The sequence below is a fragment of the Acinetobacter courvalinii genome, from assembly GCF_014635545.1.
Lineage (GTDB): Bacteria > Pseudomonadota > Gammaproteobacteria > Pseudomonadales > Moraxellaceae > Acinetobacter > Acinetobacter courvalinii.
This window is the reverse complement of record NZ_BMDA01000003.1, coordinates 89,190-114,601: the sequence shown is the minus strand read 5'-3', so window position 1 is coordinate 114,601 and position 25,412 is coordinate 89,190. Positions and strand designations below refer to the sequence as shown.

The window sequence follows — 25,412 nt, the reverse complement described above, 5'->3', positions numbered from 1 at the left end:
TTGGTGCTGCGCTGTTTACGCATTCACCTTCTACAGCCAATATAGTTTGGATAAATAATTCAATATGATGCGCACTCATTACTGTGGCTCTTTAACTGAAGCCCAAATCGATCAAACAGTTACTTTATGCGGATGGGTTCATCGTCGCCGTGACCATGGCGGTGTGATTTTCCTTGATATGCGTGACCGTGATGGTCTTGTACAGGTTGTTATCGATCCAGATACCCCTGAAGCATTCGCAACAGCCGATAAAGCACGTTCAGAATTTGTTTTAAAAATTACAGGTCGTGTTCGTCGTCGCTATGAAGGTACTGAAAATGCCAACATGGTGAGTGGCCAGATTGAAGTTTTAGGTAAAGAGATCGAAGTTCTTGCAGCTTCTGATACTCCGCCATTCCCGTTGAATGACGAAAATACCAATCTTTCAGAAGAAATTCGTTTGAAATACCGTTTCTTGGACATCCGTCGTCCAGAAATGTTAGAGCGCTTACGTTTCCGTTCTAAAGTGACCAACTTGATCCGTAACTATTTTGAAGATCATGGTTTCCTTGACGTTGAAACACCAATCTTGACTCGCGCAACACCAGAAGGTGCACGTGACTATTTAGTACCAAGCCGCGTTTCAAATGGTAGCTTCTACGCACTTCCACAATCACCACAGTTGTTCAAACAGTTGTTGATGGTGGGCGGTATCGATCGTTATTACCAAATTGCGAAATGTTTCCGCGACGAAGATTTACGTGCGGATCGTCAGCCTGAATTTACCCAAATCGACGTTGAAACATCGTTCATGAGTGACGATGACATCATGGATTTAATGGAAGGCTTAACCGTTAAAATGTTCAACGAATTATTGAATGTAAAATTCGATAAGTTTGAACGTATGACTTACGCTGACGCAATGCGTGATTATGCATCTGACAAACCGGATATGCGTATTCCATTGAAACTTGTTGACGTTGCAGACTTGATGCAAGACGTTGAATTCAAGGTTTTCGCTGGTCCTGCCAAAGATCCTAAAGGCCGTATCGTTGCTTTACGTGTTCCTGGTGCTGGTTCATTACCGCGTAGTGCAATCGATGAATACACCAAATTCGTTGGTATCTACGGTGCGAAAGGCTTGGCTTATATCAAAGTCAACGAACTTGAAAAAGGCATCGAAGGTCTTCAATCTCCAATCGTTAAATTCATCGAGCCAATCGTACTTGATCTATTAAAACGTGTGGGTGCTGAGAATGGCGACATCGTGTTCTTTGGTGCAGATAAAGCCAAAGTTGTAAACGATGCGATGGGCGCACTTCGTGTGAAAATCGGTCATGATCTTAACCTTGCAACGTGTGAGTGGGCGCCACTTTGGGTTGTTGATTTCCCAATGTTTGAAGAAACTGATGATGGTAAATGGACCTCTGTTCACCACCCATTTACCCTGCCAAAATCAAGCGTTGAAGAAGTGAAAAGCAATCCAGGTGAAGCATTGTCTGTTGCCTACGATATGGTACTGAACGGTACTGAAATCGGTGGTGGTTCACTTCGTATCTATACTTTAGAAATGCAAAAAGCAATTTTTGAAGCTTTAGGCATTGGCGAAGAAGAAGCAGAAGAAAAATTCAGTTTCTTACTGAATGCATTACGTTACGGTGCGCCTCCGCACGGTGGTTTGGCATTCGGTCTTGACCGCTTGATCATGCTGATGACAGGTGCATCTTCGATTCGTGATGTGATTGCATTCCCGAAAACCAAGACTGCTGAATGTCCGTTGACTCAAGCGCCAGCACCAGTTGAAGCAAATCAATTGCGTGACTTGGGTATTCGTTTACGCGAAAAGCCAAAAGCTGAAGAAAAATAAACCTTGAGTTTATGCTTCAACAAAAACCCTGCGCGCTGCAGGGTTTTTTTATAATACCGAGTTTTGCTTTGAGATCATGTCCGCTAATGGCATAATAGACTGCTTTTTATTGAGAGGTCAGTCTTATGGCAATGCGTCCTGATGTACGTCGACATACAATTATCATTATTGTGTTTTCACTTGCTCAATGGTTCTTTATGCGTTACATCCTGGCAAATGAACTTTTCAATATGGATACCAACCAACGTATTTTATACTTCTGCGTAAGTAGTCTGGTGGGCGCCTTACTGATTTTTGTGGCACTGATTTATATGGTGCTTAAAGGCAATGCCGATAAATAAGACCTACTAGCATGTCGTTTTACCCTACTCTGCTCCGTATTTTACCCCTCCCATTTTTGCGTAGTATCGCAAAAGTGGCGGCTTACTTTATCAATCAAAACCCGAATAAAAGTATGCTGTGGAAAACCAGAGTCAATCTTGGGCTGGCTTATCCTGAACTCAGCCAAGCGCAAAAGGAACAGCTTGCGCGTGAAAGTGTGACCAAGCAATGTCTCAGCTATATCGAATCTGGAAAATGCTGGGCCATGCCCCCCGAGTGGAGCATTCAACAGATTCATACTGTACATCATCTGGAAGTCCTGACCGATGCACTGAGCGATCCTCGTGGCGCACTGATCATTACCCCACATCTGGGTACATGGGAAATGATGAATGCCTGGGTACATCAATATGGCATCCCGACCATCATGTATAAACCGATGAAAGATTCGGGGTTCAATGCATTTGCCTTACATGCACGTCAACGTCTGAATGCAACTTTAGTGCCGACAGATGCCTCTGGGGTTAAAGCCTTATTTAAGAATCTAAAACAAGGTGGTTTCAGTGTGATTCTGCCTGACCATGTTCCCGATCCGTCTGGCGGTGTCGTGGTTCCTTTTTTCGGAATTCCCTGCCTGACCAGTACACTGGCCAGCAAAATGGCACAGAAAACCCAATGTCGTCTGGTAGGATTAAGCTGTTTCCGCCGTGACGATGGTGAGGGATTTGATGTGTATTGTGATGATCTGAATGATCCAGCACTGTATGATCGGGATATCGAAGTTGCCACCACTGCACTCAATCAAGCGGTTGAGCAGATGATCAACCGCTTTCCTGCTGAATATATGTGGGGTTATAAACGGTTTAGGGGTGGGGATGAAAAATTTTATTAAAAATAAGTTTAACGTTAGATAAATATTTCTTGAAGTATTTCAAAAATAATTTATTTTTCAAATGAATAATTTAATGATCGAATCATTTAAAAGGAAAGTAGTTTCATGCGAATCTTGATTACAGGCGGAGCTGGATTTATTGGTTCAGCCGTTGTACGTCATATTATAAAAAATACGAATGATGAGGTTCTGAATCTAGATAAGCTTACATATGCTGGCAACTTGGAATCATTAAAAGAAATTGATCAGAATCCACGTTATCAATTTCAACAGGTTGATATTTGTGATGCATCAAAACTAGCGCTAGTATTTGAGCAATTTCAACCTGACACAATTATGCATTTGGCTGCTGAGTCACATGTTGACCGTTCTATTGATGGGCCGAGTGCATTTATTCAAACCAATATTGTAGGAACTTACAGCTTATTAGAAGCCACTCGCCAATATTGGCAGACATTAGATCAAAATAAAAAAGTGAAATTTCGCTTTCACCACATTTCAACTGATGAAGTGTATGGTGATTTAGAAAGTACCACAGACTTATTTACCGAAACAACAGCATACGCACCAAGTTCACCTTACTCAGCCAGTAAAGCCAGTTCGGATCACTTGGTTCGGGCGTGGCAACGAACTTATGGCCTGCCAACTATTGTAACCAATTGCTCTAATAATTATGGTCCATATCACTTTCCTGAAAAATTGATTCCATTAGTCATTCTGAATGCCTTAGATGGTAAAGCCCTGCCAATCTACGGCACCGGAAACCAGATTCGAGATTGGTTATTTGTCGAAGACCATGCTCGCGCCTTATATCAAGTTGTCACTCAAGGTACTGTTGGGGAAACGTATAATATCGGCGGACATAATGAAAAACAAAATATCGAAGTGGTGAAGACCATTTGTAGAATTTTGGATGAATTACGTCCACAAGATAATATTCAATCTTATGAAAACCTTATTACGTTCGTGAAAGACCGACCAGGACATGATTTGCGTTATGCTATTGATGCCACAAAAATAGAACGTGAACTGGGCTGGAAACCTCAAGAAACATTTGAAACAGGTATCCGTAAAACAGTTGAATGGTATTTAGATAATTTAGAATGGTGTCGCCATGTCCAAGATGGCAGCTATCAACGTGAAAGATTAGGGGTACACCTATAATGTCAACAAAAGGTATTATTCTTGCTGGGGGTTCAGGTACTCGCCTCTATCCTATTACCAAAGGCATTTCGAAACAGTTACTCCCGATTTACGATAAGCCCATGGTGTACTATCCGCTTTCAGTACTGATGCTGGCAGGGATTCGTGAAGTCCTGATTATTAGTACACCTGACGATATCGATGGGTTTAAACGCTTACTTGGCGATGGCTCTCAATTGGGGATAGAGCTGAGTTATGCCGTCCAGCCAAGCCCAGATGGATTGGCCCAAGCCTTTATCATTGGCGAACAGTTTATTGGTAAAAGTAACGTGTGTCTGGTTCTTGGCGATAATATTTTTTATGGTCAGGGTTTTACGCCCATGTTACGTCAAGCCGTTGCCCGCCAAAAAGGCGCGACAGTTTTTGGATATCAAGTTAAAGATCCAGAACGCTTTGGCGTAGTTGAATTTGATGAGCAAAAACGTGCCATTTCTCTTGAAGAAAAACCCAAACAGCCAAAATCACATTTTGCGGTCACTGGTCTTTATTTCTATGACAATGATGTGGTTGAAATCGCGAAACAGGTCAAACCATCCGAACGGGGTGAATTAGAAATCACGACTGTTAATCAGATGTATCTAGAACGTGGTGACTTAAATGTTGAATTACTGGGTCGAGGTTTTGCTTGGCTTGACACCGGAACACATGAAAGCTTGCTTGAGGCTGCTCAATTTGTAGAAACCTTGGAGAAACGTCAAGGTTATAAAGTGGCGTGTTTAGAGGAAATTGCCTTTAATAATGGCTGGTTAAGCAAACAGCAAGTGCTAGAAATTGGCCAAAGTATGAATAAAAATGACTATGGTCGATATTTAATTTCTTTGGTGCATGAAATATGAGCTTAAAGAAACTTATTGATCTGCCTGATTTGGGTGATCAGCGTGGTGGACTGGTCGCAATTGAAGCGAACCAACATATTCCTTTTGAGATTAAACGTATTTATTATATTTTTTCCGCTTCAAAGGATAAACCTAGAGGCTTTCACGCCCATAAAGACTTAAAACAGCTAGCAATTTGCCTACATGGACAATGCCGTTTCATTTTAGATGATGGATATAGTAAAGAAGAAGTTTTACTTAACTCTCCAACCCAAGGCTTGATTATCGAAAGTATGACTTGGCGTGAAATGCACGACTTTTCAGAAGATTGTGTGTTATTAGTGTTGGCAAGTGAACATTATGATGAAAGCGATTATATCCGCAGTTATGATGAATTTATCAGTGTTGTGAATCGTCCATTTATTCACCCATTATCTGATGTGCATAGCCCTCATATCGGTCAAAATACACGTGTTTGGCAATATAGCGTTATTCTCAAAAATGCGGTGATTGGTGCTGGTTGTAATATTTGTGCCCATACCCTAATCGAGAATGATGTGCACATTGGTGACAATGTCACGGTAAAATCTGGTGTCTATCTTTGGGATGGCATTACCCTAGAAGATAATGTGTTTATTGGCCCATCCGTGGCCTTTACCAACGATAAAAAACCACGTTCTAAACAATATCCTGACAGTTTTGCAAAAACGGTTGTAGAGCAAGGGGCCAGTATTGGGGCGAATGCAACCATCTTACCGGGTATTCGTATCGGAAAAAATGCCTTGATTGGTGCTGGTGCGGTCGTAACAAAAGATGTGCCAGAAAATGCAATTATGGTAGGCAATCCAGCAATAATTAAAGGTTATATTGAGCAATGATTCCTTTTCTTGATCTTAAAAGTATCAATCAACAATATCGACAACAACTAATTGAAGCCTGTACACGCGTGATCGATTCGGGTTGGTATATTGGCGGAAAAGAACTCGAACAATTTGAGCTGAATTTCGCCAAATTTTGCGGTACGAAGTATGCGATTGGTGTAGCCAATGGTTTAGATGCGCTTATCTTAACCTTAAGAGCCTGGAAAGAGCTTGGTCAACTCAAAGAAGGTGATGAAGTCATCGTCCCTTCAAATACTTATATCGCAAGTATTTTGGCCATCAGTGCCAACCAGCTTACACCAGTTTTGGTTGAGCCGGACCCACAGACTTTTAACCTTGATCCAAAGAAAATTGAAGCGGTTATTACAGAAAAAACCAAAGTTATTTTACCTGTTCACCTTTATGGACAACTTGCTGCAATGCCTGAAATTATGGAAATTGCAAAAACAAATAATCTATTGGTGCTTGAAGACTCTGCACAAAGTCACGGTGCAGAAATTCATGGTATTAAAGCAGGTAATTGGGGCGATGCTTCTGGCTTCAGCTTTTACCCTGGTAAAAACCTAGGTGCACTAGGTGATGCAGGTGCAATCACAACCAATAATGAAGAGCTGGCCCAAATGCTACGCGCACTTCGCAACTATGGCTCGCATGAAAAATATAAAAATTTAGTGCCTGGTGTAAACAGTCGCCTAGATGAAATTCAAGCCGCCATGCTTGATATTAAATTAAGCTTTTTAGAGCAGGAAGTGCAACATCGTCGCAAAATCGCACGCTTATATCTGGATAATATCAAAACTCCCTTTATCAAACTGCCATTAAGCCAGATCAATGCAGAAGAGTATCAGCAGCATGTTTGGCATCTGTTCGTCATTCGAACTGAATATAGAGATCTTTTACAGAACTATTTAGCGGAGCATGGGGTTCAAACACTTATTCATTACCCTATTCCACCACATAAACAACAAGCCTATAAAGAGTGGAATGATCAAAGTTATCCTATTTCAGAGCAAATGCATGCAGAAGTGATGAGTCTACCGATTGGACCTACCCTTCAATTGGATGAAGTTCAAAGGATTATTCAGCTTTGTAATGAGTTTAATCCTGTATGAGTCATTCGGCATTTCACCCTTTAGTCACTATTGCAATTCCCAGTTATAATCATGGGCAATATATCCAAGATGCAATTAAAAGTGCTTTAAACCAAAGCTATGAAAACATTGAGCTCATCATCATTGATGATGGCTCAACAGATACCTCTATTGAAAAAATCAAACCTCTTATTGCTCAATGTAAGGAGCGCTTTGTCCGTTTTGAATTTAGATATAGAGCTAATCGAGGATTATGTAATACGCTTAATGAGGCACTTGAATGGGCTGAGGGACAATTTTTTTGTACTTTAGCATCAGACGACATCATGTTCCCAGAAAAGACACGTCTACAACTTGAAGCATTTCAACAAGACCCAGATATTGTGTGTATTTGTGGCGGAAATCACTCTATAGATGCCCAAAATCAAACGATTAAGTGCAATGTGAATGGTTATGGTGAATATAAATTCCATCGAATTTTTATGCATCGATTTGACTTACCTGCATCTTCTCAAATGATTAAAACTGCGACACTGCGTGAAGTGGGCGGATTCAATCCAAACACCAAAGTTGAGGATTGGGACTTATGGTTAAAGCTCAGTAAATTAGATAAAAAGATCATCTATATTCCTCATGCTTTAATTGGTTATAGATCTCATGAACATAATATCAGTAAGAATTTAGAGTTGATGTATCAAGAGGTTCTCAAAATTGTGGACCAATATAAAGATGAACCTGATTATGCCAAAGCGGTTTATCGCATTCAGAAAAAATATAAAGTCCGCCCCTATCAGAAGAAAAATCCTTTAAAAGCGCTGGTTCTTAGATTAAAGTACTATCTGATTTATTTAATGTCTAGATGATTTTCATAGAGTTGCTAAAATGCTTGGTCGCCTCCTTATTAAGTATTTAATAAAAAAGAATACATATACATCTCAATACGTTAAGGTTTTATTAAAGAAGATAAAAAGGATCGAAACCAGAAAAATTATATGGCTTGATGAGCTCGATCATGAAAAAATTCTGACATTTAAATATTGTAAAAATAACCTAAATTTTCAACCTAAAATTCTTAACTTGAATCAAAAAGTTGATTTCGAAGCTGAAATACCTGAAATTAATTTATATAGATTCAGCAATGTCATTATAAATACTAACTCAAGCCATCTGATTACAGCTACAAATGCAGTATTTGAACGAATAAAGCATGCCGATATTAGGTACTGTAATTACTCGACTGGAATTATTAAATGGCATAATCATGAAAATACAATCTTCCGTTACAACAAAAGAAAAAAAAATATTCCGCACGCTATTTTTCTAGGTGGAAATGGTGTTTTTAACTATTATCATTGGCTTATAGAAATATCTCCTAAAATTCTTTTATTAAATTCAGATTTATTTAATAAATATAATATTAAAACGCTTATACTCGATGAAAGAGTTAAAAAGATACCATCTTTTCAAAAGATTTTAGCGCTCTACCTGAAAGAAAGAAATCTAGATTTAGAAATTATTTATGTAGACCATCGAGTTGATTTACATGTTGATGAATTATTTTATGTCAACAATGAAAATAATATCGTTTTCAACTCAAAGGAAATACTTTCCTCTCCAGATTTTTCTATTATTTCTAGTACACTGATTAAAGAAATACGAGAAATAATCTTAGAATCCAATACATGCCAAACAAAGGATTTTCCTAAAAAAATCTTTTTGGCTAGAAAAGAGACTGCTGCTAGAGGCTATAACCAAGAAGAAATTTTAATATATTTCAAAAATTTAAACTTCACACCTCTTTATTTGGAGGATTATGATTTTAATGAACAAGTTGCTATCTTTAATAATGCAGAGTTTATCGTTGGTCCGAGTGGGGCGGCATGGTCGAATATCATTTTCTGTTCTTCTGGCTGCAAAGCAATTAGCTGGTTACCCAACCATCTAGCAAAATTTTCTATTTTCTCCACCTTAGCCACATTGAATGAGTGTGATCTTAAATTCATTACCACTTCATCAGACAATCCGAATGATATTCATAGTTCCTATTATTTGGATCTTGAAGAAATCAAAAAACTTTATAAAAATTTTGACTGCTGAGCATAGATCATTATCTAGGCATGCCTGACCATCCTTGAAAGGATCTTGAGAGACATATAGGCTTAGCCTGATTATTGCTTGTTAAATATTAAAAATTTAACTTAACCAGCTGATCAGCTAAGTCGATAAGCTGGTTGTCTCATGAGTATCACATACTTAAGAACTGTTATGGCTAAGCAGTGTATTAAAGTTATTTATAGGTTACCCGACGCGCCAAAAAGAACATTTTTAACTGTGCGACAATTCGCGTCAACTCAACCAATACTTTTTGCAAGCCACTGGCTTTATTTGCGTGCATTCTTTTCTTTCTTTCTGAGGTCAACTGGCTTTTGAGCTGAATACTGGTCGAACGATAATGCAAGATCGTGTCTTGAATACATAACGCTGGTTGCATTTGATACATCATAAAATTATGATTTTTAACAGCATATTCAAACATGAAATTATCTAATGGTATAATATAATCCATTTTCTTAATTTCATTTAATAGAAATTCTGCCCCTTTGCGTGAAAGGATATAACCTGCCGTACCTAAGTTTTTTCCCGTTAATTTGTATATTTCGCGACCTTCCTGAGGGAAATCCTTATATTTAGGTCCAAGTATCACTTTAGGGGTAAAAGCTTCTAATTTGACTAAATGCCAATCTTTTTCAATCCAATCTGATTGATTTAAAAAGACATTTGCTTTTTCACCGAGATGAATATCGTCTTCGAAGATCGCCATATAAGCAATATTATCTTCAACAATTTTTTTCCATAAGTGGACATGACTCATGAAACAGGCCAGCTCTCCCCGAGCAATATGATTTTCATGCACGTTGAGTTTCATTAATTGCGCATCTGAAGCTGCAATATCAGGTGTCACAGCATCGAAAAAGCTAAATTCGATGCCCTGTTTCTCAAATTGAGCTGAAATATGTTTACGACGCTCGATTGCGCTTGAGAGACTTACAACAAACTTTTTCATATCGGAATAGTAATAATTCATACAATTTAGGCCACATGCCTGTAGGCGCTAAGAATACTTGTTTTTGATTATGTTGTACATTATTTCAGATAGGCATAAATCGAGATCAGATAAAATCTTTTAAATATAGGATAAAAAATAATATTTAAGTTAGAAATCTGATTTTTCTGCAAAGACATACTCAACAATGCAATTAAATTCAAACACTTAAAAACATTAATTTTCACTCTCTCATACTAAGATTACTCAACCTATGTTTTTTTAAACAAAATACTGATCAAAATTAAACGCTCTATTTTAAACACTCGTCCCCAACCAAAGGGATTAGTAAAAACTCCAATGCTAAGAACTATGTTTCTTATCATCACCTAAACTCAGTTGGCAAGAAAGCCGCTTAAACAGTGAAAATGTCCACACAAAATATTGCACTTTAAGGTAGGGGAAAAAACTGATTTTAAGTTGTTTCGCTGGTTTTCTTTTTACTTTGATAGGTCGAAGTATATGTAAGATCAAGGTCTGTAAAGGTGTTCTCCAAGCGATGTTCTTTAACGCATTCAAGGTCACCTTGGGTTGTTTAAAGAAATCCAAGCATGAAGTTTGCATCGAGAATAAAGGCATATTACGATCATGAGATGCATCGACAGCCAGTTTGATCTTGGTCATTTGTTTGATGTCATGACTGTTAGGATGATCACAAAAGATATTCATCCAGGAAACAAGTTCCTGACCTTCTATATAAACAGGGGTTTGACCAAAAATAGCTTTAAGATCGGCATAGAAAATTTCAGCCCCTTTTGTAATTTGGGTATAATTCTCTTTAATTACATACTCATCTGTACCTGGGTCAGCTTTATAAATTGCTCGTCCCTCTTGTGAAACACCCTGAATGGAAAACTCTGGAGAACTTAAAAGTAACTCAACAAATTTCCAGTTTTTAGTAAACACATTCGGATCAAGCGTATTTAAATTATTAGGTATAAAAGCATCAAAAGCATACTTCTTGGTTCGATAAGGCAATAGCGTCGACCAGTAAAATCCCTGAATTGGTCGCTGTAAGACATCTTCCAACATTTTTTGCGAAGTAAATGCGACAGTCTTGCTATCAATCAGACCAATATTTTGCTGTGGATCGACAATTGTATCAATGTAGGCATGATAATCAGCATACATTTCTTTGGCATAACGCTCAAATATATGCTTATGTGATTGAATAAACTGGTGATAATCATTTGCTTTAATCAGTGATTGAGTCTCTCTTAACTCACGGATATCTGTATATTTCTGGCTATAGAAATCCACAATCGTTTGGACATGCTCAATATTACGTTTGTCATAATCCAGACGATAAACCAGATTCAGTAAACGTGGTGCATACACATAACTTGTCTTAATCTCACCACAATGGAAGTGCTCAAAAGCTTTTTGTAATAAAAATCCATCTCGAGCAACAAATAAAAGATGATCCAGTTGTTTCTGCTGAGCTGTTGTTTCAATCCATTTGCTATAACCATAAGCCAGAGGTGCTGCATAGGCATAGCCAATATCTTCCCAATATTGAGCGCGTTCTTGTTGCAAAGTTTGCTTACGCCATCTCATAGCCAACATAGCCACTAAAATGCTTTTGCCTAAACTTGAGACATTCTGTTCAGTAAACCGTCTTGCTCGCTCATTTATGGCTAAAAACTGATGTGTAACCTGTTTATATAAAATGGCCTGCATGCCTAATTTTGCGGGCGTTCTAAAATCCCCCTTTTTATTGTCCCCTATATGGACAATATCCTGTGGCTTCACCTGTAGATCATGGAAGACCTGTTCAAATAAAGTCCCTTTTTTCTTGGTTTTACCATAGCGGCTAGATACATAGAGATGCGCAAAAGCATGAAATTTATTTTTAATAAGTAATTGGCTAAGGTCTTCGTATGAGTGATACATGTCTGATATGACAATTACTTTCTTATTTAACTCAAGCGCATAATCCCAAAGTATTTTCATTTCAGGATTCGGCTGGAGCACCATAAACTCCCAATCTAATTCAATTTTTTTAGCAGTTGCAAATCGAGCTTCAATTTCATTATAAATATCATCATAACAAATTTCCTGTTTATCAGGATTTTTCTTTCTGGCGCTCAACTCTGCTTCTCTTCGCGCAAAAGCAAATCCTTCCAGACATTGATCAATTTCAATATGTAGGAATAAATCACGAGGCGAAAGGTAAGGACGTAATAACAAAGTATCGAATATATCAAAAGAAACAACTTCAGCTCTGGCAATCTTTTTTTTGGTTTTTTCAATAAATGTATTTGTTATCACTACATTGCCTCACATAAACACTTTGTAAATTAATCACGACTAGAGAAATATTTCAAAAACACCCACTCTTTTTAGACTATAATTATGAATACAGCCTTAAAAATGGAAGCTAGGAATGTCTAACTCCCCAATTAAAATTTTTGTCGGTTGCGATCCCAATAACTGTGATCTAGAACAAATGATGGTACTGGACTATAGTGTCCGCAAGCATACCAAACATCCAGTTGAAATCATATGGATGCAGCTCAGCCACGACCCAAACAGTCCATGGTATACCAATCAACAGTCGGGTGAAGGCTGGCACACTGAGCATTGGGCGACCCCTTTTTCAGGGTTTAGATGGGCAATTCCAGAGTCATGTAATTTTCAGGGCCGTGCCATTTATATGGATGCGGATGTGGTGGTGTTATGTGATATCGCAGAATTATGGGCACATCCCAAGCAAGATGAAGCCATCGTGATTGCCAAAGGGGGCAAGAACTCGGCCCGACTGTGTACCTGTGTATGGGATTGCGAAAAGGCGAAAGCCTACTTACCGCCATTAAAAGACATACAGGCAGATCTAGAAAGCCACAAAAAACTGATGCGTTTGTTAAAAGATAAGCCGAAACTGGTTCAGCCGTATCAAGATTCATACAATAATATTGATGGCGAAGAATTAGCGATTGATCAGATCAAAATTCTGCATTATTCAGATATGGGCACTCAGTTCAGCCATAAATATTCTTTACCGCGCTTAGAAGCTGCAGGTCAAAAACACTGGTTTGACGGTAAAATCATGCCTCATCCAAGAAATGACCTGACGCAACTCTTTGACCAGTATTATGAAGAAGCATTAGCAGCAGGCTATCGTCCGGAAAATTACCAGATTGAACCCTTTGGTGACTTTTCTAAAGCCACTCAAATTCATTATCGTGGAAACAAAGTGACCCGCCCTGAAGATAAAAACTGGTTTGCCCGCTCTCTGCATAATTTAAAAGCCAAGTTTAAAAAGAAAAGTTTTTCTTTAGATGACTAATATACATGGAACTGGACTGTCTCCTGCGAGCATCTGGTTCCATTGTTCTTGACGATATTTTATAAATGGTCCGTTTAAATGGTTCACTTCTTCTCAGGTTCAATTTCTAGAAGTATTTATAAATTAATTTATAAAATTTTCTTTCCTAAAGCAGCAAAACATAACCGTCGTTACTGGCCACTTTATACTGTAACAAGAGACCAGCACTATCGCATTGAACGGATTTATTATAAAAAACAACTGGTTTCTAATAATCTTGCCCCACAACAGATAAACCACAAGAAATGTATGCTGGTGGCGGCGGGTCCTTCTATTCAGCAACTCGATCCCGAAATTCTGCATCGCCCAGACATAGACTATATTGGGGTCAACGGCGCTATCGCATTTGAGTCGATCACATTTTCCAGCTACATCATTATTGACCATAACTTTGTTGACTGTCGCTTTGATTTGGTTCTAAAAGTCCTGAATACAGACTGCACCTTTTTCACCACACCCCGTTGTCTAGATATGATTCTCAGACAAGTTCGGATAGAAGAGATCCGCTGTCAGATCAAGATCATTGAAACCATTACAGATAATGTCATTGAATTTTTTTTAGATCGTGCCAAACATTTTGATCAAAATGAACAGGACTTTTTTATCCAGAAGGGTTTTGGCTTTTCACAAGATATCTTCAAGGGAACTTTCGACTATTTTACGGTCGCGTATGTGGCTCTTCAGGTGATTTATACCCTAAGTTATAAAGAAATTTATATTGCGGGTCTGGATATGAACAATTTCACACAACCCCGTTTCTATGAAAATCATGAGCATCAACAACCGACGACTTTAAATCGTCATGTTAATGAAGTATTTCAAGCCTTTGATGTCGCTGCAGCACTGTTTCATCAAAAAGGAATTCATGTGTTTAATCTATCTCAAGGTAGTGCAGTTCAAGCCTTTGAGAAGATTGATCCGAAAACATTGCTTTAAGCCCTGCTCGCTCTTGTTTTAGATATCGAGCAATGAACCTTCCAGATACATGCCTTTTTCATAATAATGGCTCAGGGTTTTTCTTTCCTTACCTGCAAGCTTGATTAGCTTTGGCATTTCAGCAGGCGGGTGATGAATTGCCATATCAATCAGTACTTTCTCTTTGACCCATTGGTGTTTCACCTGAAAATACAGTGCATTTTTATCGCAGTTAATGAGGCACATACTAGGCAAATGCTGACGCATCACCTTCTGACAAGCCACATACGCCACCAGATACTCCAGACGACCAATATGCTGAAACAAGTCCTGATAATTGGGTTCTGTTTCTTTCAGTTTTTGCAGATAAGCTTTCGGGCTTAATTCAATCGCAGTCACCAGCTCATCAAACCAGTACTTGAAAAATGGATTTTTTGCTGCACTTGCCAATAACCAGTTTTCTAAAACAGGAAAGGTTTTGATCGTAGTATTCTTGGCCCGATAATAAGCAAAGCTATGGGTCTGAGTCTTTTTGACCAATGCCTGAATCCAGTCCAGACTTTCATAGACAATTGTACTGGCATCTAACCAGATTCCGCCATATTGATAAATTAGTTCAAAACGGAGCAGATCGGCCTTTTGTTGCGGTGTTGCCTTAGGGAAGCGACCAAAATCAATATCACAGAAGTTTTTGACGGTATCTGGCGTAAGAAAATGGACTTCATAATCCGGATTGGTCTTTTTGACCTGTTCCACACATTTTTCTACAAATCCAGCCAGTGGGCCTTCCCAATACATCCAGATTTTCTTGGGAATAACCGCATCAGGGGTGGTCGGATTAAGCACGATCAAATCTGCTTCATTGTCGATGGCTGGATTCACCCCTCTCTTCTGGTTCGAATACATCGTATAGAACTTCAAGAGATAGAATATTTTTTTAAATATTTTCATACAGGTTACTCAGCCATATCTTCAAATCACCTCAGCTTTTTACTCAAGTGATTTGACCGGACAATATTAATTAAAAATAAAGATGCTTGAATGCGTAAAAGCGATCACGCCACATACGTTTCTGTTTTTTTAAGCCATGTGAGGCATCACGCTTTTCCAGATCCTTACGCTGAATGCCCTGTGTTGCAACTGTGCCCAGAATATCACTATCCAGACCCGCAGGTTTCACAAACGGCTGCCAGACCCCAAGTCCTTTGCCATTTTTACTGAGCCAGCCCTGAAAGAAGATATCGACAGGCACATGAATCTCTTTACCGAGTTTGACAAACTCCTCAGCGCCTTTTCTTGACCAGACCAGCCCCACCCCCCGGATCGGGAAATAGTAGGCATGCCATAAGTTATATTGCTCGATCTGTACAATATCTTTGGCAAGCTTCTTCTTTTTCGCCGCCAGATTCACCACATACCAGTCCAACTCTTTATGTTGATCCAGATAGTTCAGCAGTGATTGCAGATTATTTTTAAAGTTCGGTAAAACCTGAATATCATCTTCCAGCACCACCAGATAATCGGCATCTGTCTGAAGGAATTTTTCCACACAACCATAATGGCTCAGATAACACCCAAGCTCGGAATTGATCAGGCTACGTCCTAAAATGCGTTGTGCCTCGGCATCATCATATTGTTTAAACTCAGACAGCGCTTTGCCACGGCCATCGTAGGCAGAAAAACGAATAAACGGCCAATCTTGTTGCTGCAACTGTGCGGTTGCACTCGCCAGACGTTGATCACTACCATCCAGGTTAATCAGATAAGTTACAACTTTCATTCTTTATCCTTCGGCTGTTTGCGCCAATAAAACATGGGGTAAGTAGCCCGCCAATTTCTGATTTAAAGCCGTATAAATCTGCTGTGCTGCAGCATCGCTCAACTGATCCAGACTTTGCATGCAGCCATATTTGATCTGCGCATTGTTCAGGCTGTGCAAGAAGCTATTTAAACTACTTTCATTCTTTAAATAAGCAATCTCAAGATCAGATTTTAACACTGCTTCATTATGCTTAATCTTTAAATGATTCATCAATGAAATCGGGTTAATCTGCTCGACACTGCGGAATTTATACTGAATCTGTTTTTCCAGAAACTCTGGATGCGCAAGTAAATAGTCTTGCAGGATGTTACGGTCCACTGCATGCGGATAATGGTGAATTTCAAAAAACTTTTTAAATCCAAGCATATCCGCTCCCAACATTTGCGCAATCATATGTTTGGGTTGAATCGGCTTGGCAAAATACTGATTTAACAATTGGCGGTACCAGAGTTTGGCCTTGAGCGCAAAACTACTTTGCCAATGACCATAAATCACCATTTTCTGGTCGACAATAATATCCTCTAACTGCGCTGGCGCATTAAAGAAAAAATCGTCATTCAAATAGAAGAAGTAATCCGATAGACCCTGGATATTCCACAGCATGGTTTCAATCGAACGGGTATTGAAGGTGGGTAAATATTGTTCATAACCGGCAAAAATTTCACGGTGATCCACAATCCGGATCTTGCCGGCTTCACAAATGCCGTCCGTGACAAAGTCATCAATCCATTGCGGTTGCTGAGCATCGGTCACAATGTAAATATGACGGCAAAATGGAACGTACTTTAAAATAGATGCAACGTTATAGTAAATTTCATGGTTACTGGCAAAGCGGGTATCACTTACCGCATCAGAGGCTTGTGTTTTTCCCTGATACTGTAGGCGTTTTTGCTTTAATTTTGGATCATTACCATCTACCCAGGCAATCACCACATCAACCGGTTGCATCATTTCACTCATCAATTCACTCTTAAACAATTAGAAAGCACGAAAATACGGCTAAAGATGTTTAATCTCATCTCCTATGATAACACCACTGATCTGTTTAACGTCAGCCTCTTTTCGTAAGAGTGTTCGACGCTAAAAGATGAATCATTTCATATAAATCAATATATTATATTTATTGAGTATTTTATTGTTTTACACCGTATCGTTCCATCATGTGTTTATCGTATTTTCCCTATCTATGAAGCCAAGCTTAAATCTCACAATCCTTAACAAAATCAAACCTTTTGGAATAAGATAGTAAAGAAAATCTGTATATTTTTATTAGACGAATTTAAGCATATTTACTATAATTATCGATTACTTTTTCGGGATTACACCTTTTTTTAAAATGATTAACTATGACTATTTTGAATATCAAGCCAAAGTAATTAGAACTAAATTTGTTTCAGATAAAAAATATCTCACTAAACGTTTTATGTGTAAGTTGGGCTATGCGCCTGACTTTGGCGCGCCCAAAAGCTTTAATGAAAAAGTTACGGCGCGCATGATCTATGAAAGAAGTCCGTTACTGACCAAGCTGGCAGATAAATGTGCCGTCAGAGATTTAATTTCAGCAAAAGTAGGAAATGACTATTTGGTTCCTCTGCTTGGCGTCTATGCCTGTGCTGATGAAATCGATTTTGAGCAACTACCGAATCAGTTTGTGTTGAAATGTACGCATGACAGTGGCAGTGCCAAGATTTGCCGTGATAAAAGCAAACTTGATGTCACCACGGCCAAGGCTAAAATCAAAGATCACATGAAAAAGAACATGTATTTCAGAAAACGTGAGTGGCACTACAAAGACATTTGCCCCAAAATTCTGATTGAAAAATATGTAGAACTCTATGTTGATCCTGTCAGTAAATCCACCATTACCACCTGTCGGGTTCACTGCTTTGAAGGCCGTCCAGAATATCTGGAAATTGATGTACAAGATCCCCAAGGTAAAGACTATTCAAACATGTATGATACTGAATGGAACTTACAGCCCTTTCGTGTCGATCTGAAAGATAACTCACCCGATGCTTTAGCCAAACCTCAACAGTTGGAAAAAATTATTGAATTGTCAGAAAAACTCTGTTTTGCGTATGGTTATAGTCGAGTAGATTTCTTATTATCTCAGGATCACGTTTACTTCAGTGAAATTACGCTCACCCCAAATGCAGGACGAATGGTCATTACACCGGTAGAATGGGATTTAAAACTCGGTTCACTGTGGTTATCCTATTAACCGTCCATCATGTATGTCGAATCTGTTAGGTACTTATGAAAATAGCGATTGCTGGAACTGGGTATGTCGGGTTGTCAAATGCAATGCTATTTGCACAACACCATGAAACCGTTGCCCTTGATATCCTACAAAGTAAAGTAGATTTACTGAACAACAAGGTATCACCGATTCAAGATCATGATATTTCCCTGTTCTTAAAAGAAAAACAACTTAATTTTACAGCGACCACAGATCAGCAGCAGGCTTTTCAAGCTGCTGATTTTATTATTATTGCCACGCCCACCGATTACGACCCACAGACCAATTACTTTAATACCCAAAGTGTTGAGAGTGTGATTCAGGATGTACTGGCCATTAACCCAAACGCGACCATGATCGTCAAGTCAACGGTTCCTGTAGGTTTCACCGAGCAAGTCAAACAGAAATACCAGACCGAAAATATTATTTTCTCACCTGAATTTTTACGTGAAGGCAAAGCCTTGCACGATAATCTCTATCCATCCCGCATCATTGTGGGAGAGCAGTCTGAACGTGCCCAGCAATTTGCAGATTTGCTGGTAGAGGGTGCACTCAAGCAGGATATTCCAGTATTACTGACCCATTCAACTGAAGCTGAAGCAATTAAGCTGTTTGCCAATACCTATCTGGCGATGCGAGTGGCCTTCTTCAATGAACTGGACACTTATGCACAAAGCTTCGGACTGGACAGCAAGCAAGTGATTGAAGGCGTCTGTCTTGATCCGCGTATTGGCAGTCATTATAACAATCCCTCGTTTGGTTACGGCGGCTATTGCCTGCCAAAAGACACCAAACAGTTATTGGCCAACTATAACAATGTGCCAAGCAACCTGATCAAAGCGATTGTCGATGCCAACCGTACCCGTAAAGACTTTATTGCCGATTCGATTATCGCAAGAAACCCGAGTACGGTCGGTATTTATCGTCTGGTGATGAAAAGCGGTTCGGACAATTACCGTGCCTCGGCGATTCAAGGGGTGATGAAACGCCTGAAAGCCAAAGGCATTGAAATCATCATTTATGAACCGACCTTTCATGAAGATAGCTTCTTTAAATCGAAAGTTACCCAGGATCTAAACGAATTCAAGCAATCATGTGATGTGATTATTGCCAATCGCCTGTCGAATGACTTACTAGATGTACAAGATAAAGTTTATACCCGAGATATTTTTGGAGGCGATGAATGAAAGTTCTAGTCACAGGTGCTGCTGGATTCATCGGCTTTAGTGTTGCACAAAAACTGCTTGAACGCGGTGATGATGTGGTCGGTTTTGATAATTTTAATGATTATTATGATCCATCCCTGAAAGAGGCACGTGCCCAGCAATTACAGTTACTGGCTGAACGCAACGATACAGGCAGTTTTACCCTGATCAGGGAAAACCTTGCCAATAAAGCAGCGGTGGATCAGTGTTTTAAAGAACATGCTTTTGACCGTGTGATTCATTTGGCGGCACAGGCCGGCGTGCGCTATTCGCTGGAAAATCCGCATAGTTATGTGGAAAGCAACCTGATTGCCTTTACCAATATCTTGGAAGCATGCCGCTACGCAGCAACGCCTCACCTGACCTATGCCAGTACCAGCAGTGTCTATGGCGCCAATACCACCATGCCCTTTAGCGAACAGCACGGCGTTGACCATCCGCTACAATTCTATGCAGCAACCAAGCGTGCCAATGAATTGATGGCGCATAGCTATAGCCATTTATTTAAACTCCCGACCACAGGCCTACGTTTCTTTACCGTCTATGGACCGTGGACACGCCCAGATATGGCCTTGTTCAAGTTCACCAAGCATATTTTTGAAGGCAAACCGATTCCAGTGTTTAATCATGGCAACCATACCCGTGATTTCACCTATATCGATGATATTGTGGAAGGCATTATCCGCACCAGCGATAAGATCGCGACACCGGATGAAAACTGGGACAGCAACCATCCGAACCCTGCAACCAGCAATGCCCCGTTTAGAATCTTTAATATTGGCAACAATCGTACCGTGAAGCTGATTGAATATATTCAGGCCATTGAACAAGCTGCGGGTAAAGAGGCGATTTTAGAGCTGCTTCCGCTACAGCCTGGTGATGTACCAGATACCTTTGCGGATAGTTCGGCACTGGAAAACTATGTTAACTACAAGCCAGCAACTTCGGTTGTGGATGGCGTGAAAAACTTTGTGGACTGGTATCGCCAGTATCACAATATCTAAATCCCTAAATACAAAAAAATCAGGCAGAACGCCTGATTTTTTTTATGCTTGTCATCCCTGCTTTAGAAATGACCGGTACTAGACTTACTGCCAAGACTCTTTGATCCAGTCCGATGGCAACACATAGCGATACCATTTACCGCCACCACCGCTGATCGCGTCCGGTGGATTGATCTCACCATGGAAAATAATAATTTTTGCGCCTTTCGGCTTTACTGGTGGCTGGAAGTAAGCAAAAGGAACTTTTCTTAAGCAATGGTATTTATAACTCTTGCACCAGTCTTTATCCCAATAGCTGAGCTTGCCTTCTTTGTGCATAAACCAAGACAGATATTCCTGCTCGTTACGGAACTTCTCGCGAATTTCATCGAAGTGCTCGCGGAAATATGGCAGAACGTCAGGAAACGCACCGAGTTTAAAACGATAAACCGAGCTGTTGCCGGTAATCCGCCATGGACGTTTCCAGTCATGAATCACCAGAAACTCACCTTCGGCCTGAAAGAAGCAATCAATATTATCGACAATGACCACGTCCAGATCGATAAACAACGCATTGCCTTTTAAACCATACAAATCAGGTTCAAAGGTCGAAAGCTTGTTCCAGCCGCGTTCAGGACTGCCTGCCGGCAGATCCAGCGATGGAATCGGGAAACATTGAATAGCAGGGTCAATCCCTTCGGTACGGTCCGTTAGACAGACCATTTTAAATGGCAACGTCAGATGACGTTTGACCATGTTATAGAGACGGTTAACGTACTCGGCACCATATTTGGTTCCCCATTTCATACACAAAATGACATTGTCTTCAGGAGTTGCCGAATCTTGTTGAATATCTACCATCTGATAACCTTAATTGCTTGAGATATGCTGTCCCGCTTTATGATAAAACTTAAAAACGTTCAGACATATGCACTGAATATAGTGCCATCTTAGCATACAGCCTAGGCATTTTTTTACTATTAATTCGTCAATAAAAAAGCGAAGCCGAAGCTCCGCCTTTGCACTGCTTTGAACTTATTTGATATAAGTTAACCAGTGGGCATATTTGTCATTACGGCCTTGAACCGCATCAAAGAACGTCTTCTGGATTTCAGTGGTGATCGGACCACGTGAACCACAACCGATTTCACGGTCATCATACTCACGGATTGGCGTCACTTCAGCCGCAGTACCGGTAAAGAATGCTTCATCTGCAATGTAGAATTCATCACGGGTGATACGGCGCTCAACCACTTCATAGCCCAAGTCTTTAGCAATGGTAATCACGGTTTGACGGGTAATCCCTTCCAGTGCACCACCCGCCAGGTCAGGGGTATGTAACACACCATCCTTGATCAGGAATACGTTCTCGCCTGCACCTTGGCAAACAAAGCCTTGCGGGTCAAGCAACATGGCTTCGTCATAACCCGAGCGTGCCACTTCCTGATGCGCCAAAATCGATACCGTATAGTTACCACATGCTTTTGCCTTACACATGGTCACGTTCGGATGATGGTGCGTGAATGAAGAGGTTTTTACACGAATACCACGTGCCATGGCTTCTTCACCGAGGTAGGCACCCCAGCCCCATGCTGCGACTGCGGCATGAATGGTATTTTCTGTCGCTGCAATGCCAAGCTTTTCAGAACCAATCCAGATCAGTGGACGCAAGTAGCAAGATGCCAGTTTATTTTCACGCACAACATCGATTTGTGCCTGTTCTAATGTCGCTTGATCAAATGGAACATTCATTTGATAAATTTTTGCTGAATTTAATAAGCGCTTAGTGTGATCTTGCAAACGGAAGATTGCGGTACCATTCGGTGTTTCATAAGCTCTGACGCCTTCGAAGACACCCATGCTGTAGTGTAGTGTATGAGTCAGGACGTGAATTTTTGCATCACGCCAATCAACCAATTTTCCATCTTGCCAAATAAAACCATCACGATCAGCCAAACTCATCGCACATACTCCATTTTCTTTTTTACACAATTATTCACTTTCCAATGCTTGCGCAGTTGGATCAATTAATCTTTGCCATAACTTGCAAACGATCTCCCGGGTATCGCGCCAATCCGCAGCATTGACTTGCATAGATTGATTTGCAAGCGCTAGACGGTGGCTCTCAGTTCGTTCACGGAGATAAGCGTGTATTAATGCTGTGGCATCTTCACTGGATAAGCAGCCTGCTTTAGCAGCATCTTCTAGAATTCTTACATTATCGGAAAAATGGGCGAGATCTGTATTCGTCCCACTCCATGCAAGCACAACATACTGTGCCATAAATTCGATATCAACGATACCACCTGAGTCCTGTTTTAAATGAAAAATACCATGTTTTTTTTGCTCAGAAGATGATCCCAAATGATCTTTCATCTTTTGACGCATTTTTAACACTTCTTCACGCACTTCATTTTCATCACGAACTTGCGTCAGGATTTGGCAGCGAATCTGCTCAAATTGCTGGCATAAACTTTGATCACCCGCAATCGAACGGGCGCGGACTAAAGCCTGATGTTCCCATAACCATGCGTTTTTCTGCTGATACTGTTCATAGGCTTTTAAACTGGTCACCAGCATGCCGGCTTCACCTGAAGGTCGAAGGCGCGTATCAATTTCATAAACACGTCCATCCAGGGTTTGCGTGGTCATCAGTGACATAAACTTCTGTGCCACCCGAATGGCAAATTCCGCTCCACTAATGCCCTTACGGCCATCGGTTTCACCTTGCTCTTCAAGCGCATGGATAAACACCAGATCCAGATCTGAACCATAACCCAGCTCGATGCCGCCTAATTTACCATATGCAATCACCGCAAAGCCTTTACGATCCAGACTACAACGTTGCCCATCATTTCCCAAAGGATAACCATGCCGTGCTGCGACCGCTTCATAGGCTAAACGTAAGGTTGCCTGTACACTCACCTCAGCAATATCGGTCAGTGCATCCGATACTTTCATCAACGGACTTTCTGCCAGCACATCACTGGCAGCAACGGTCAGGACATTGCTCTTTTTAAATAAGCGCAATACCCGCATCTGGTCTTCAACTTGGTCAATCTCGATGCGCAGTAATTGCTGACGTAAAGAGTCTTCGAGGTCTTTGCGTTGTGGCAGACCAAAATCCATCGACAGGAATTCATCGAGTAAGACTGGATACTGCGCCAGTTCTTCACAAATCCATGGGCTGACGGTCGACATTTTCACCAGTCGCTGCAAGGCACCGCGGCTTTCCATTAACATCACCAAGTATACGGTACGGCGCAGTACCGACTCGACCAATGGCATCAAGCGCAACAAAGCCACTTGCGGCTGATCTGACTGTAAAATCGCTTCAATCAAATGCGGCCAGAATTTCTTTAACCGTTCCAAAGCACTGGCAGGAATTTTACGTAAAGCTTGCCCATGCCAGAAGTTCTGGATCAGGTTTCTGGCATTGTCATCCAGCACCGCATTGAGTTTTTGTTCAAGCTGGACAAAATCATCCACCGGCTCAGCAAACTCTTTTTCCTGAATTAATTGCTTAAACTGGACTTTGACCCTGTCGCGCTTCTGGTTTAACGCTTCAAGAAATGCTGCCCAATCGCTAAAGCCCAAGGTATCCAGCATCCGCTGTCTTAGTTCGGGTTCGGTAGGCAAGGATTGGGTTTGCTGATCATTCAAGGCCTGAATCGCATGTTCCACCCGTCTTAAAAACAGATAGGCATCTTCCAGATCAATCACCGCTTGCTGATCCAGCAACTCCGCTTCACCTAAATGATGTAAATTGACTAGACATTGACGATCTTGCAGTTCACGCTTCGATCCCCCGTAGATCAGCTGGAACACCTGTACAATAAATTCGATTTCACGAATCCCGCCGGCACCGAGCTTAATATCTTCTTCGATATTACGGCGCATGACTTCACGCTCAATCATCGCCTTCATTTCACGCATGGCAGCGAAAGCGGAATAATCGACATAACGGCGGAATACGAATGGACGCGACATGTCCAGTAAATCTGCACCTGCTTTGCCACCCGTAATTACGCGTGCCTTAATCCAGGCATAGCGTTCCCATTCACGCCCATGCTGGCTCAGATATTTTTCCAGCCCGCTATGGCTGATGGCCAAAGCCGAACCATCGCCCCACGGACGCAAGCGCATATCGACTCGGAATACAAAACCATCGGCAGTAATGTGATCGAGTAGATAAATCAGTTTCTGTCCCCACAAAATGCAGAACTGCTGCACATCAATACATTTACGCCCATTGCTTTCGCCCTGTTCATCGAAGGCAAAAATCAGATCAATATCACTGGACAGATTCAGTTCTTGTGCACCCAGCTTGCCCATTCCGATGACAATCAAATCCTGCAACTGGCCTGAATAACCGATCGGTTCACCATGTTTGGCCAATAAAGGCGGTAAGGCAAAAGCTTTGGCAGCACAGATACTGGCATCGGCAAAATCAGACAGTTCACGGGTTAGCGTGACCACATTGGTCAATTGATTGGCATCCTGCCAGATCCAGCGGAACATTAACTTGGCACGCAGCACACGCAAGGCTTTCATCCAGGCTTGTTCATTGCTGATTTCAGCCACAGCCTGTTGAACTTTTTGATAGATGGTTTCAGTCGATAATGACTCAAGGAATTGATCTTGGTGATAGTCTTGTTCTAATTCTGCTTGGTATAAATTTAAAACCTGTTCAGCATATTGGCTTGCGACCAAGGTTTTTTGTAGCTGTTGCGAATTCATATCAAAAGGCTCGACTGACGTCATCTCA

Annotated in this window: 22 protein-coding genes; 14 read left to right on the top strand and 8 right to left on the bottom strand. The window is 40.7% G+C overall.

All coding sequences use genetic code 11. The annotated features are described in order from the left end of the window. Positions 1-64: 64 nt before the first annotated feature. From aspS to IEV39_RS12700, 9 genes are all read left to right on the top strand, one after another. Positions 65-1,846 (top strand): aspartate--tRNA ligase, encoded by a 1,782-nt coding sequence (gene aspS / locus IEV39_RS12740; protein WP_005289015.1) that lies wholly within the window; start codon positions 65-67, stop codon positions 1,844-1,846. 125 nt (positions 1,847-1,971) lie between these two features. Beyond that, complete coding sequence (locus tag IEV39_RS12735) at positions 1,972-2,187, top strand: hypothetical protein (RefSeq protein WP_005226863.1); 216 nt, start codon at positions 1,972-1,974, stop codon at positions 2,185-2,187. Between the two features lie 11 nt (positions 2,188-2,198). Beyond that, complete coding sequence (locus IEV39_RS12730; RefSeq protein WP_005289018.1) at positions 2,199-3,059, top strand: lysophospholipid acyltransferase family protein; 861 nt, start codon at positions 2,199-2,201, stop codon at positions 3,057-3,059. Positions 3,060-3,164: 105 nt separating this feature from the next. Continuing rightward, on the top strand, positions 3,165-4,223 hold the full coding sequence (rfbB, locus tag IEV39_RS12725; RefSeq protein WP_005289021.1) for a dTDP-glucose 4,6-dehydratase: 1,059 nt from the start codon (positions 3,165-3,167) through the stop codon (positions 4,221-4,223). Next, positions 4,223-5,098 carry a glucose-1-phosphate thymidylyltransferase RfbA gene (gene rfbA, locus IEV39_RS12720; RefSeq protein ID WP_005289024.1) on the top strand — a complete coding sequence of 292 codons (876 nt, stop codon included), beginning with the start codon at positions 4,223-4,225 and terminating at the stop codon, positions 5,096-5,098. The genes rfbB and rfbA overlap by 1 nt, the downstream gene beginning before the upstream one ends. Next, positions 5,095-5,955 (top strand): WxcM-like domain-containing protein, encoded by an 861-nt coding sequence (locus tag IEV39_RS12715; RefSeq protein ID WP_005289027.1) that lies wholly within the window; start codon positions 5,095-5,097, stop codon positions 5,953-5,955. The genes rfbA and IEV39_RS12715 overlap by 4 nt, the downstream gene beginning before the upstream one ends. Beyond that, positions 5,952-7,070, top strand: a complete 1,119-nt coding sequence (locus IEV39_RS12710) for a DegT/DnrJ/EryC1/StrS family aminotransferase (RefSeq protein WP_005289030.1) — start codon at positions 5,952-5,954, stop codon at positions 7,068-7,070. Before IEV39_RS12715 ends, IEV39_RS12710 begins: the two co-directional genes overlap by 4 nt. Continuing rightward, entirely contained in the window at positions 7,067-7,912 is an 846-nt protein-coding gene (locus tag IEV39_RS12705; RefSeq protein ID WP_005289033.1) for a glycosyltransferase family 2 protein, read from the top strand. The genes IEV39_RS12710 and IEV39_RS12705 overlap by 4 nt, the downstream gene beginning before the upstream one ends. 19 nt (positions 7,913-7,931) lie before the next feature. Beyond that, a complete protein-coding gene (locus IEV39_RS12700) occupies positions 7,932-9,146 on the top strand; it encodes a glycosyltransferase family 61 protein (RefSeq protein ID WP_005289036.1) in 1,215 nt (404 codons plus the stop codon). A 190-nt stretch (positions 9,147-9,336) separates the two neighbouring features. Here the strand turns inward: IEV39_RS12700 and IEV39_RS12695 are convergent, their stop codons facing one another. Together IEV39_RS12695 and IEV39_RS12690 are read right to left on the bottom strand one after the other, a co-directional pair. Then, a complete protein-coding gene (locus IEV39_RS12695; RefSeq protein ID WP_005289039.1) occupies positions 9,337-10,134 on the bottom strand; it encodes a glycosyltransferase family 25 protein in 798 nt (265 codons plus the stop codon). A gap of 321 nt (positions 10,135-10,455) precedes the next feature. Continuing rightward, positions 10,456-12,423 (bottom strand): HAD-IA family hydrolase, encoded by a 1,968-nt coding sequence (locus IEV39_RS12690; protein ID WP_005289042.1) that lies wholly within the window; start codon positions 12,421-12,423, stop codon positions 10,456-10,458. A gap of 115 nt (positions 12,424-12,538) precedes the next feature. Here IEV39_RS12690 and IEV39_RS12685 point away from each other — a divergent pair, with 115 nt between their 5' ends. Beyond that, on the top strand, positions 12,539-13,441 hold the full coding sequence (locus IEV39_RS12685) for a hypothetical protein (protein ID WP_005289045.1): 903 nt from the start codon (positions 12,539-12,541) through the stop codon (positions 13,439-13,441). A gap of 78 nt (positions 13,442-13,519) precedes the next feature. Then, the gene (locus IEV39_RS12680) at positions 13,520-14,416 is read left to right on the top strand and encodes a WaaZ-like lipopolysaccharide core biosynthesis protein (protein ID WP_005289048.1); all 897 of its coding nucleotides are present in this window, start codon (positions 13,520-13,522) and stop codon (positions 14,414-14,416) included. Positions 14,417-14,434: 18 nt separating this feature from the next. On the opposite strand, the gene IEV39_RS12675 is transcribed toward IEV39_RS12680, so the two are convergent. The 3 genes from IEV39_RS12675 to IEV39_RS12665 all read right to left on the bottom strand — a co-directional run bounded on the left by IEV39_RS12675 (position 14,435) and on the right by IEV39_RS12665 (position 17,177). Further along, positions 14,435-15,346, bottom strand: coding sequence for a glycosyltransferase family 32 protein (locus IEV39_RS12675; RefSeq protein ID WP_005289051.1), 912 nt, complete (start codon positions 15,344-15,346; stop codon positions 14,435-14,437). A 70-nt stretch (positions 15,347-15,416) separates the two neighbouring features. Beyond that, complete coding sequence (locus tag IEV39_RS12670) at positions 15,417-16,175, bottom strand: glycosyltransferase family 25 protein (RefSeq protein ID WP_005289053.1); 759 nt, start codon at positions 16,173-16,175, stop codon at positions 15,417-15,419. Between the two features lie 3 nt (positions 16,176-16,178). After that, the gene (locus IEV39_RS12665; RefSeq protein ID WP_005289056.1) at positions 16,179-17,177 is read right to left on the bottom strand and encodes a stealth family protein; all 999 of its coding nucleotides are present in this window, start codon (positions 17,175-17,177) and stop codon (positions 16,179-16,181) included. Between the two features lie 376 nt (positions 17,178-17,553). Here IEV39_RS12665 and IEV39_RS12660 point away from each other — a divergent pair, with 376 nt between their 5' ends. Genes IEV39_RS12660 through IEV39_RS12650 form a run of 3 tightly spaced genes read left to right on the top strand, consistent with a single transcriptional unit; the run spans position 17,554 to position 20,665 of the window. Continuing rightward, positions 17,554-18,438, top strand: a complete 885-nt coding sequence (locus tag IEV39_RS12660; protein ID WP_005289059.1) for an ATP-grasp fold amidoligase family protein — start codon at positions 17,554-17,556, stop codon at positions 18,436-18,438. Between the two features lie 35 nt (positions 18,439-18,473). Next, a complete protein-coding gene (locus tag IEV39_RS12655) occupies positions 18,474-19,643 on the top strand; it encodes a nucleotide sugar dehydrogenase (protein ID WP_005226845.1) in 1,170 nt (389 codons plus the stop codon). After that, positions 19,640-20,665, top strand: coding sequence for an NAD-dependent epimerase (locus IEV39_RS12650; RefSeq protein WP_005289062.1), 1,026 nt, complete (start codon positions 19,640-19,642; stop codon positions 20,663-20,665). The genes IEV39_RS12655 and IEV39_RS12650 overlap by 4 nt, the downstream gene beginning before the upstream one ends. 84 nt (positions 20,666-20,749) lie before the next feature. Here IEV39_RS12650 and IEV39_RS12645 read toward each other — a convergent pair whose 3' ends face one another. The 3 genes from IEV39_RS12645 to glnE form a co-directional block, all read right to left on the bottom strand. Continuing rightward, positions 20,750-21,505 carry a hypothetical protein gene (locus tag IEV39_RS12645; RefSeq protein ID WP_005226841.1) on the bottom strand — a complete coding sequence of 252 codons (756 nt, stop codon included), beginning with the start codon at positions 21,503-21,505 and terminating at the stop codon, positions 20,750-20,752. A 174-nt stretch (positions 21,506-21,679) separates the two neighbouring features. Further along, positions 21,680-22,606, bottom strand: a complete 927-nt coding sequence (locus tag IEV39_RS12640) for a branched-chain amino acid transaminase (RefSeq protein ID WP_005226840.1) — start codon at positions 22,604-22,606, stop codon at positions 21,680-21,682. Positions 22,607-22,636: 30 nt separating this feature from the next. After that, on the bottom strand, positions 22,637-25,408 hold the full coding sequence (glnE, locus tag IEV39_RS12635) for a bifunctional [glutamate--ammonia ligase]-adenylyl-L-tyrosine phosphorylase/[glutamate--ammonia-ligase] adenylyltransferase (protein WP_081401883.1): 2,772 nt from the start codon (positions 25,406-25,408) through the stop codon (positions 22,637-22,639). Positions 25,409-25,412: the final 4 nt, after the last annotated feature.